Source organism: Pseudooceanicola batsensis HTCC2597 (assembly GCF_000152725.1).
In the GTDB taxonomy this organism is placed as follows: domain Bacteria; phylum Pseudomonadota; class Alphaproteobacteria; order Rhodobacterales; family Rhodobacteraceae; genus Pseudooceanicola; species Pseudooceanicola batsensis.
Genome location: NZ_CH724131.1, coordinates 2555014 through 2565272, shown reverse-complemented (window position 1 = coordinate 2565272; position 10259 = coordinate 2555014). Strand labels below are relative to the sequence as shown.

9 protein-coding genes are annotated in these 10259 nt (G+C 65.1%); 5 read left to right on the top strand and 4 right to left on the bottom strand.

The features are described 5' to 3' along the window. The 3 genes from OB2597_RS16340 to OB2597_RS16330 form a co-directional block, all read right to left on the bottom strand. Window positions 1–1679 (bottom strand): PqiB family protein (locus OB2597_RS16340; protein ID WP_009806717.1); only part of this gene is annotated, 1679 nt, incomplete at its 3' end. Beyond that, window positions 1676–2287 carry a paraquat-inducible protein A gene (locus OB2597_RS22205; RefSeq protein WP_009806716.1) on the bottom strand — a complete coding sequence of 204 codons (612 nt, stop codon included), beginning with the start codon at window positions 2285–2287 and terminating at the stop codon, window positions 1676–1678. The genes OB2597_RS22205 and OB2597_RS16340, both read right to left, overlap by 4 nt. 14 nt (window positions 2288–2301) lie before the next feature. Continuing rightward, window positions 2302–2913, bottom strand: coding sequence for a paraquat-inducible protein A (locus OB2597_RS16330; RefSeq protein WP_009806715.1), 612 nt, complete (start codon window positions 2911–2913; stop codon window positions 2302–2304). A 213-nt stretch (window positions 2914–3126) separates the two neighbouring features. Between OB2597_RS16330 and OB2597_RS16325 the strand changes: the two genes are divergently transcribed. From OB2597_RS16325 to ugpC, 5 genes are all read left to right on the top strand, one after another. Continuing rightward, entirely contained in the window at window positions 3127–4500 is a 1374-nt protein-coding gene (locus tag OB2597_RS16325; RefSeq protein WP_009806714.1) for an NAD-dependent succinate-semialdehyde dehydrogenase, read from the top strand. A gap of 235 nt (window positions 4501–4735) precedes the next feature. After that, window positions 4736–6046, top strand: coding sequence for a sn-glycerol-3-phosphate ABC transporter substrate-binding protein UgpB (gene ugpB, locus OB2597_RS16320; RefSeq protein WP_009806713.1), 1311 nt, complete (start codon window positions 4736–4738; stop codon window positions 6044–6046). A 77-nt stretch (window positions 6047–6123) separates the two neighbouring features. Next, on the top strand, window positions 6124–7008 hold the full coding sequence (gene ugpA, locus OB2597_RS16315; RefSeq protein ID WP_009806712.1) for a sn-glycerol-3-phosphate ABC transporter permease UgpA: 885 nt from the start codon (window positions 6124–6126) through the stop codon (window positions 7006–7008). Beyond that, window positions 7008–7853, top strand: coding sequence for a sn-glycerol-3-phosphate ABC transporter permease UgpE (gene ugpE, locus OB2597_RS16310; RefSeq protein WP_009806711.1), 846 nt, complete (start codon window positions 7008–7010; stop codon window positions 7851–7853). The genes ugpA and ugpE overlap by 1 nt, the downstream gene beginning before the upstream one ends. Window positions 7854–7861: 8 nt before the next feature. Continuing rightward, on the top strand, window positions 7862–8917 hold the full coding sequence (ugpC, locus tag OB2597_RS16305; protein ID WP_009806709.1) for a sn-glycerol-3-phosphate ABC transporter ATP-binding protein UgpC: 1056 nt from the start codon (window positions 7862–7864) through the stop codon (window positions 8915–8917). A 4-nt stretch (window positions 8918–8921) separates the two neighbouring features. Here ugpC and OB2597_RS16300 read toward each other — a convergent pair whose 3' ends face one another. Continuing rightward, window positions 8922–10214 carry a cytochrome-c peroxidase gene (locus OB2597_RS16300; protein WP_009806708.1) on the bottom strand — a complete coding sequence of 431 codons (1293 nt, stop codon included), beginning with the start codon at window positions 10212–10214 and terminating at the stop codon, window positions 8922–8924. Window positions 10215–10259 lie beyond the last annotated feature (45 nt).

Here is a 10259-nt window from a genome sequence, read left to right as displayed (position 1 = left end):
TTGGCCGCGACGGCGTTCAACCGGTCGATCAGGTCGGGAATGCCGGCCACCGAGGACGAGACGCTTTCCGCCGCCTCTTCCGTCGCGTCGACGGCGGCAAGAATCCGTCCCGCGGCGTCCTGCTCGTTCAGCGAGACGACCAGCGTCTCGATCTCGTCGGCGAGCGAGGTGAAACGGGTTGGCAGCTCCTGAAGCTCTTCGGAGGCGAGGATGCTGCGGACGTCGCCCACGGTGTCCCGCACGTCCCCCACGGCGCCGCGCAGATCCGAAGGCAGTTCGCGAAGGTCCGGGCTCCCGGCGACACGGCTCACATTGTCCATCAGGCCGATCGCGCTTTGAAGCAGTTCCTCGATCGGGAGGTTGTTGATCCGCTCGAAGACACCCTCGGCCGTCGCCGAAACATCGGCGATGTCGCTGTCGGTGGTGGGGACCGTCGGGTTCGGCTCGGCCGTCGCGTCGATCCGCGCGTCCGGGTTCGACGGGTCGTCTTCCGTGATGAACTCGATCTTCAGACCGGCCGAAAGGAGCGAGGCCGAGACGAGCCGGGCGCGCAACCCCTCCTCGACACGGCGCGAGAGGAAATCGAGCGCCTCGTCCGGGCCGGCCTCGCCCTCGAGCCCGAGCCGGGCGGGATTGACCGAGAGCGTGGCCGCCAGCCGGACCCGGTCATCGCCGAACCTGTCGGGATCGACGATACCGTTCAGGGCCGTGACCCGTCCGATGCGAACGCCGCCGAGATCGACAGGGGCATCCACCGCAAGACCCGAGACGTTGTCATCGAAGATCGCCGTGAGATCGAGGGAGGGCCCTTCTTCTTCGCTGAAGACGCTGCTGCGGGCTGCGCCCTCGTCGCCGTAGACGAGATAGCTGTCGCCATCCTGGGCCGGCTCTCCGCCCGACACGACGGTGCGGAAGGTCACGCCGCCCGACACCAGGGAGGCGACGGAGGAGAAATCGAGCCGGGCCCCACCGGCCCCGAGGGAGAAGCGGAAACCCGATGCGTCCCAGAACCGGGTCGAGGTGGTGATCAACCTGGCATGTGGCGCGAAGACCACGGCCTCGGCCTCGACCGTGCGCCCGTCCTCGGTGATGCTGGCACTGCCGATCCGGCCCACCTCGATCCCCTGGTAGACGATCGGCGCGTTCTCGGTCAGGCCCGCATCGGGGGTCGCGCGCAGGATGAAATGCAGGGCACCCTCCTGACCGACGGCCAGGGGACGCGCATCCTGCCCTTCGTGTCGCTGGACAAAGCCGTTCGCTGTCTGGTCCCAGACGCCTTCGATGTATACGCCCGACAGCACCGTCTCGAGACCCGAGACGCCGCGCGCCGAGATCTCCGGGCGCACCACGTGAAACTGCGCGTCGTCGTCGACGTACTCTTCCACCGACCGGTCCAGCCGCACGCCGACCACCACATGGTCGAGATTGTCGGTAAAGCCGATGCTCTCGACGAGCCCGACCGAAACGTCGCGATAACGCAGCTGAGTCTGGCCCGCGACCACGCCCGAGGCATTCTCGAAGGTGATCTCGACCAGAGGGCCGCGATCCGCATAGCTCTGCCACGCGACGCCCAGCGCGATGACGAGCGCGGCGAGAGGAATCAGCCAGACAATGGAGAGCCGTTCCAGCAGACTGCGGCCGGTGGGCCGGATGGGGACATTCGGGGGCGTTTCTGTCACGCGGGGGCCTTTGCGGGTTCGGGGGTGGGGTCCGGGGACTTGTCCCAGATCATCCGGCTGTCGAAGCTCTGCGCCGAGAGCATGGTGAAGATCACCGACAGGGCGAAGAACAGGCTGGCGGTACCCGGCTTGATCGACGCCAGCGCGCCGAGTTGCACGAGCGACGACAGGATCGCGACGACGAAGACGTCGATCATCGACCAGCGGCCGATATATTCGACAACCTCGTACAGCTGCTGGCGACGCAGGGCGGACATCCGGCTGCCGTGCTGCACGCCGAGCGCGAGCGCCGCGACCGCCATGAACTTGCCGATCGGAATGAAGACCGAGGCGACGATGATGATGATCGCGACGGCATAATCGCCGTGCTGTGCCAGTTCCAGCGCACCGCCGACGATGGTGCCCTCGTCGGTGGACATGAGCATCCGGGTCGAGAGCATCGGATAGGTGTTTGCGGGGATGTAGCAGATCAGCGCGACGATCCACCAGGCCCAGACCCTTTGCAGCGACATGCGATCCCTGGAGGCCAGGCGATGACCGCAGCGGCCGCAGCGGGGCGTGCCGATCGGCCAGAGCCGGGTGCAGCGATCGCAGGCGACCAGCCCCATCTCGCGCGCGGTGCCTATCTTTCCAGGGATTTCCACACCGAGTACCTGCACATGAAACTGTCTTGAATGACCATCAGAACGACAAGCGCCGCGAACATCCAGAAGGCCGGACCAAAGGCGACCTGGGCCAGATCCGCCACCTTGACCAGCGCCACGGCGCAGCCGATCGCGAAGATCTCGGCCATGGACCAGGGGCGGAGGGCTTCGGAAAGGCGGAAGGCGCGGACCGCGCCGGGATAGGGCGGTCGGTCGAACACCAGGGGGGTGAGGACATAGATAACCAGCATGGCGCGCAGCACCGGGAAGAAGACGATCACCGCGGCCACCGTCAGGGAGAGGACGACCAGGAGCGGGGAATCGGAAAAGGCCAGAGCGGCATCGAGGATCGAGCTCTTGTGCGATACGCCGGCGGCCCGGATGCTGAGAAACGGAAAGATCGTCGCCGCGATCACGAGCACCACGATCGCGAGCGCAATGGCGATGATCTGCTTGCCCGCCCGTTTGCGCGGCGCGATCAGGACGGTGTGACAGCGGGCACAGACGGCGCGTTCGCCCACCGCGGGTTCCTCGACGGAATAGACCGCATCGCAACGCGGGCAGGCTATGAGGGACGAAAGGTCCGTCATGCACCGCGTCCGGGATTATCGGTTTCTCTCATTCGCCTGTCCAATTGCGTCCCTTTGAGAAGATAGGCGAATTCCGGTCAGCGCAAGGGCGGTTCGGCAATAGTGGGGCCGAACCTTGCGTTGCGATTCCCGAATGTTCTCCTCGGAATGGAAACAATCGCGCGGCTCGACGTTCTCCGGGGGAGAGACGCAGCCAACAGATTGGAGAGCCCCATGAGCAACCGGATCACGACGATCAACCCCGCGACCGAAGCCGAAGTCGCGACTTACGACCGGATGACCGACGATCAGGTGACCGAGGCGATCGAGGCCTGTCACGCCGCATTCGAGACATGGAAGCTGGTGTCGCTGGAGGATCGTGCAGAAAAGATCAAGGCGTTCGGCCAGGTGCTGCGTGACAACAAGGAAGACTTTGCCGAGCTCATGACGCGCGAGGTAGGCAAGCTGATCGGAGACGGTCGGGACGAGATCGACCTGTGCGCCGCGATCTGCGATTTCACGGCAGCAAACGGGCCCAAGGAACTGGCGGATGAAGAGCGTGAGATACCCGGCGGCACCGGCGTCATCACCTATGCCCCCGTGGGCGTCATCTACGGCATCCAGCCGTGGAATTTTCCCTGCTATCAGGTGGTGCGGTACGCGGTGGCCAACCTCATGGCCGGGAACGGCATCCTGCTGAAACACGCGGAACTGTGCACCGGCAGCGGTCTCTACCTGCGCGATCTTTTCGAAAAGGCGGGACTGCCCAAGAACCTCTTCACCACGTTGCTGATCGACCATGACCAGTCGGACAAGGTGATCGCCAACGACCACGTGCGCGGCGTCACCCTGACGGGGAGCGACAGCGCCGGCCGGGTGGTGGCCGGAGAGGCGGCGAAGGTGCTGAAGAAGACCGTTCTCGAACTCGGCTCGAACGACGCCTATGTGGTGCTGGACGACGCCGATCTCGATCTGGCGGTGGAAAGCTGCGTCCAGGGCCGCCTCTACAATGCGGGCCAGACTTGTGTGGCGGCCAAGCGGTTCATCGTGACCGAGGCCAATTACGACGCCTTCGTCGAACGGTTCACGGAACACATGAAGGCGATGGAACCCGGCGATCCGACCGACAGCTCGACAAAGCTGGGGCCGATGGCGTCGATCCAGTTGCGGGACGACCTTGCCAAGCAGGTCGAAGACAGCGTGGCCAAGGGCGCGCGCGTGCTCTGCGGCGGCGAGGTGCCGGATCGCAAGGGCGCCTACTATCCGGCGACCGTGCTCGTCGATGTCGCGCCCGGCCAGCCGGCCTATGACGACGAACTGTTCGGCCCCGTCGCCTCGGTCATCAAGGCCGGCGATGACGAGGACGCGATGCGGATCGCCAACGACAGCCGCTATGGTCTGGGCGGCGGGATCTTCTCGAAGAACGAGAAGCGCGCGCGCGAACTGGCGTCGCGTCATTTCGATACCGGCATGGTCTGCATCAACACGTACAACCTGGCGATACCGAACATGCCTTTCGGAGGCGTCAAGAATTCGGGCTATGGCCGCGAGCATGGCGGATTCGGCATGAAAGAGTTCGTGAACGCGAAATCGCTGTACATGGCCTGACGGCCCCCGCGGAGGCCGGCCGGGCGAAAATCCCGCCCAGCCGGCACAAGGCGGCAAGGTTCACGGACGTTCCCGGACCGAACGGAAGCGTATGTTTGACGCCGCCGGGCGTCACTTTTTATGGGGAGTGTCGAAAAAACTTCATTTGTCGTGCAGCGAATGTCGTGGTTGTCTCTCTCCATCGTGAGCCGCTTGGCGGCTTCGTTTCGCATGTACGGACCTTCCGGAGAGAATCATGACTCACACCAAACCGCTGACGGCCCTGGCCACCGTCCTGTCCCTTGCAGCGGCACCTGCCCTCGCGCAGACCGAAATCAACTTCTGGCACGCCATGGGCGGCGCGCTGGGCGAGAAGGTCGAGGAAATCGCCAACGGCTTCAACGAGAGCCAGGACACCTATTCCGTCGTCGCCACCTACAAGGGCAACTACACCGAGAACATGACCGCCGCGATCGCGGCCTTCCGCGCCGGCGAGCAGCCACATATCGTTCAGGTGTTCGAGGTCGGAACGGCCACCATGATGGCGGCTCAGGGCGCGGTGAAGCCGGTGCAGGACGTGATGGACAACGCGGACATCGAATGGGATTCGGACGCGTATGTTCCCGCCGTGAAATCCTACTACACCACCCCCGAGGGCGACATGCTCTCGCTGCCGTTCAACTCGTCCTCCCCGGTGATGTGGTACAATCAGGACCTTCTGAACGAAGCGGGTATCGAAGAGGCGCCGACCACCTGGGACGAGATGTTCGAGGCGGCCGAGAAGCTTCAGGCCATCGGTCATGACTGCGCCTTCTCGTTCGGCTGGCAGTCCTGGGTCATGGTCGAGAACTATCTCGCCTGGCACGATCAGCCGATCGGATCGCAGGAGAACGGGTTCGCCGGTCTCGATACCGAGTTCCAGTTCGCCGAAAGCGAAGACCTGACCAACCTGCTGCAGCGCATCGCCGACAGTCAGGAAGACGGTACGTTCAAGTATGGCGGCCGCCGCGGCGACAGCCTGCCGCTCTTCGTCTCGGGCGAATGCGCCATGTGGATGAACTCGTCGGCCTATTACGCCGGGATCTCCGAGCAGGCCGAGTTCGAATTCGGTCAGGCCATGCTCCCCTTGAACACGGTGGCAGCCGACGAACCGCAGAACTCGATCATCGGCGGGGCGACCCTCTGGGTGCTCGAGGGGCATGACGACGCCGACTATCAGGGCGTCGCCGAGTTCTTCAAATACATGTCCTCGCCTGAGGTGCAGGCCGACTGGCACCAGGCGTCGGGCTACGTCCCGATCACCACCGCCGCCTACGAACTGAGCCAGGAGCAGGGGTTCTACGACAGCAATCCGGGCACCGACACCGCGATCAAGCAGCTGTCGCTGAACGAGCCGACCCCGAATTCCAAGGGGCTGCGCTTTGGCAACTACGTGCAGATCCGCGACGTGATCAACGAAGAGCTGGAAAGCCTGTGGGCGGGTGACCAGACCGCCGCCGAAGCCCTGCAGAAGGCGCAGGAGCGCGGCAACCAGATGCTGCGGGATTTCGAAGACAGCAACAGCTGATCCCGCTAACCTATCACTGACAGGGCGGCCCGGACCGATCCGGGCCGCTCTTTTCCGATACCGACCGGAGCACCGCCTTGCGCGCAAAGAGAGTCACCTTCCGGCATCGCTGGCTGCCTTACGCGCTGATCGCGCCGCAGATCATCATAACGCTGGTCTTCTTCCTGTGGCCTGCAAGCCAGGCGATCTATCAATCCGTGCTGCGGCAGGACGCCTTCGGCCTGCGGACCGAATTCGTCGGCATGGCGAATTTCAAGCGGCTGTTCGCGGATCCGCTCTACCTCGAGAGCTTCTGGACCACGATGGCCTACAGCGCGATGGTCGCGGCCTCGGGGATGCTGATCGCCCTGGTCCTCGCGGTGATGGCCGACCGGGTCATCCGGACCGCCACGGCCTATCGCACGCTGCTGATCTGGCCCTATGCCGTGGCGCCCGCCGTCGCGGGCGTCCTGTGGTGGTTCCTGTTCAACCCCACGATCGGCATCGCGGCCTATGCGATGGACATGCTGGGCTATGACTGGAACCACTATCTCGATGGCGGTGACGCCATGGCGCTGATCGTCATCGCGGCGGCGTGGCGGCAGGTCAGCTACAACTTCCTGTTTTTTCTCGCCGGGTTGCAGGCGATTCCCAGGTCGCTGACCGAAGCCGCCGCGATCGACGGCGCGGGCCCGGTCAAGCGGTTCTGGACCATCCAGCTTCCGCTCCTGTCGCCGACCGTCTTCTTCCTGATCGTGGTGAACGTCGTCTACGCCTTTTTCGAAACCTTCGGCGTCGTCCATGCCACCACGTCCGGCGGGCCGGGAAATGCGACGAACATCCTGGTCTACAAGGTCTGGCGCGATGCGTTCGAGGGTCTGAACCTGGGCTCCTCGGCGGCACAGTCGGTGATCCTGATGGTCATCGTGATCCTTCTGACGGCCATTCAGTTCCGTTACATCGAACGCCGGGTGGAATACTGATGATCGAGAACCGCCCCGTCCTGAACATCGTCCAGCATGTCATCCTGATCCTCGGGGTGACGGTCTTCGTCTTTCCGATCTGGCTGGCCTTCGTCGCCTCGACCCATACCGCCCGGGACGTGAATTCCGGCATCCCCCTGCTGCCCGGCGACCAGATGTGGGAGAACTACGCCCAGGTGCTGGGCGAGGGTCTGTCGACCATCGGTGCGCCGCCGATCGGGCTCATGCTGTTCAATTCGCTGATCATGGCGCTGGCGATCACAATCGGGAAGATCGTGATCTCTCTGCTGTCCTCCTTCGCCATCGTCTATTTCCGGTTTCCCTTCCGGGTGCTCGCGTTCTGGACGATCTTCGTGACGCTGATGCTGCCGGTCGAAGTCCGGATCCTTCCGACCTACGAGGTGGTGGCGCAGCTGGGGATGCTGAACTCCTATGCCGGGTTGTCGATCCCGCTGATCGCCTCGGCCACGGCGACCTTTCTCTTCCGGCAGTTCTTCATGACCGTGCCGGACGAACTGACCGAGGCGGCGCGGGTGGACGGCGCGGGGCCGATGAAGTTCTTCCGCGACATCCTGGTGCCGCTGTCGCGCACCAATCTGGCCGCGCTCTTCGTGATCCTGTTCATCTACGGCTGGAACCAGTACCTATGGCCGCTGCTCGTGACCACGGACGAGAGCTATTACACCGTCGTCATGGGGATCCAGCGCATGGCGAATGCCGGCGAGGAACAACCGCTGTGGAATCTTATCATGGCCACCGCCATCCTGGCGATGCTGCCGCCGGTGGCCGTCATCATCGGGATGCAGCGGCTGTTCGTCCGCGGCCTGGTCGAAACCGAGAAGTAAGAAGAAGAATGGCACAGATCGAGATCGAGAACGTCCGCAAGGTCTATCCCGGAGGGGTGGAGGTCATCCCCGACCTGTCTTTCGACATCGCCGCGGGTGAACTTTGCGTGCTGGTCGGGCCTTCGGGCTGCGGCAAGTCGACCCTGCTGCGCATGGTGGCGGGACTGGAGCCCATCACGGGGGGCGAAATCCGGATCGCCGGGCGCCGCGTGAACGAACTCGAGCCGGTCGAGCGCGACATCTCGATGGTGTTCCAGAACTATGCGCTCTACCCGCACATGAGCGTATACGACAACATGGCCTACGGGCTGCGCAACCGGGGCGAGCCGAAGACCACCATCGACGCGGCGGTGCGCAAGGCGGCGAAGACCCTGGGGCTGGAGGACTATCTGAGCCGCAAGCCCCGGCAGCTCTCCGGCGGTCAGCGGCAACGCGTCGCCATGGGGCGCGCCATCGTGCGCGAGCCTGCCGCCTTTCTCTTCGACGAGCCGCTGTCGAACCTCGATGCCAAGCTGCGGGTGAAGACGCGGGTCGAGATCCGCGATCTGCAGCAACGGCTGGGAACCACGTCGATCTACGTGACGCACGATCAGCTCGAGGCGATGACGCTGGCCGACCAGCTGGTGATCATGAATGCCGGCCGGATCGAGCAGGCGGGGCCGCCGCTGGAAATCTACGAGCGCCCGGCCTCGGTCTTCGTCGGTGGATTCATCGGCTCGCCGCCGATGAACTTCCTGCCGTGTTTCGCGGGCGCGGGCGGTGTCGAGACGGCGACGGGACAGCGGCTGTCGGGCGACAGCCCCGCCATGGGTGACGTCACCGCCGGGGTGCGGCCCGAAGACCTGACACCCGACGCGGCGGGCCCGCTTCCGCTGCATGTGCGGGTGGTCGAAAGGCTTGGCGCCACGGTCCACGTCCACGGTGTGCTCGAGGAGACCGAGACGGACCTGGTCGCAAGCCTGCCCGGATCGGACGCCCCGAACCCGGGCGAGGTGCTGCGCCTGGCGCCGAACCCCGGCAAGCTGCATTACTTTTCCGCCGAGACCGGGCGCAGGCTGGGCTGAGAGGTCAGTCTCCGACCACGGGCAGGCCGCTCGGCACGGCTTCGGGAATGCCCAGCCGTTCCGCCCTGTCTTCCAGCGTTTCCAGGAATGACAGGATGGCGCCGACCTCGGCGTCCGAGAGCGGTCGCGGGCCGAGGTCGCTGGCCGCCGCGATGGCCTCGAGCTCGGCCGGGTCCGAGAGGACGCGATCGTCCCGCGCTTCGGGCCAGTCGGGCAGCACGGCCGAGTCGGAACGGTAGGACCGCAGCGCGGCCACCGGGTCGAGATGATGCCGGACGACGGATTCCAGGTCGGGATAGGCGCCGCTGTGACCATAGGGCGCCGTGATCGTGACGTTGCGGAGGGATGGCGTCCGGAAGGCATAGGCATCGCCGGGGTCGCCGGTGACACGATGGCGCCCTTCGTCGCGGGCATGGGATTCGAAGCGCGCGGCCTTGCCGGGTCCGAACTGGGGCATGGCGATGGCGTGGAACCCGTGATCCGTCTGCAGCCAGCCGGAGTGGCAGTCGCTGCATCCGGCCTTGCCGTAGAACAATGTCATGCCCCTGCGCGCGGCGGGCGGCAGTTCGGCCCGGCCCTGCATCGCGCGGTCGAACAGAGAGTCGTCGGCGCGCCATTCGAAGGTGATGAAATCCGCAATGACATTGGCGATGGCGGCAAAGGTGATCGGCTGAGCGGGCAGGGCCGTTTCGAATTTCTCGCGATACTCGGGTATGGCCGCGACACGTCGTGCGATCCTCTCCCAGGCGCCGCCGGGCTGGCTGAGCAGCCCCTGACGGACCGCCGTGCTGATCTCGTTCTCGGAATAGTGCCCGGCCATCTCGTCCCCGGACAGGACGGGGAACATGGCCTGCGCGGCCAGCGGAGAGTCGAACCCCTCGGTCATGTCGGCACCGAGAGGCGTGCGGATGCCGTTCGGTTGACCGGGATCCAGTTCGAGCCGGCCGTCATGGAAAAAGCGGGTGAATTCGGCCGCGCCGAGGTTCCACAGCCCGGGGGCATTGCGGGGAATGCGTTGTTCCGGCGGGTTGGCGGCGTCGATGCTCCGCTCCGGCCCCAGCCCGAGGCCGCCATCCCCGATCGCGAGAGAGACGCCGTCGGAGGTTCCGAAGTCCGGATGGTGGCAGGTCGCGCAGCTCACCCCGCGATTGCCCGAGAGGATCGGGTCGTAGAACAGCAGCCACCCCAGCTGGACACGGTCGAAATCCGTTTCCGGAAAGACGGGCCGGGGCCCCAGATCCAGCGCCAGGGCCGGCGGGGACAGGGCGATGAGAACGGCGAGCGCAAGGGTCTTCATCTGATCGGTTCCCCGGATGCGGGCCGCGGATCGTCAGCGGAATGA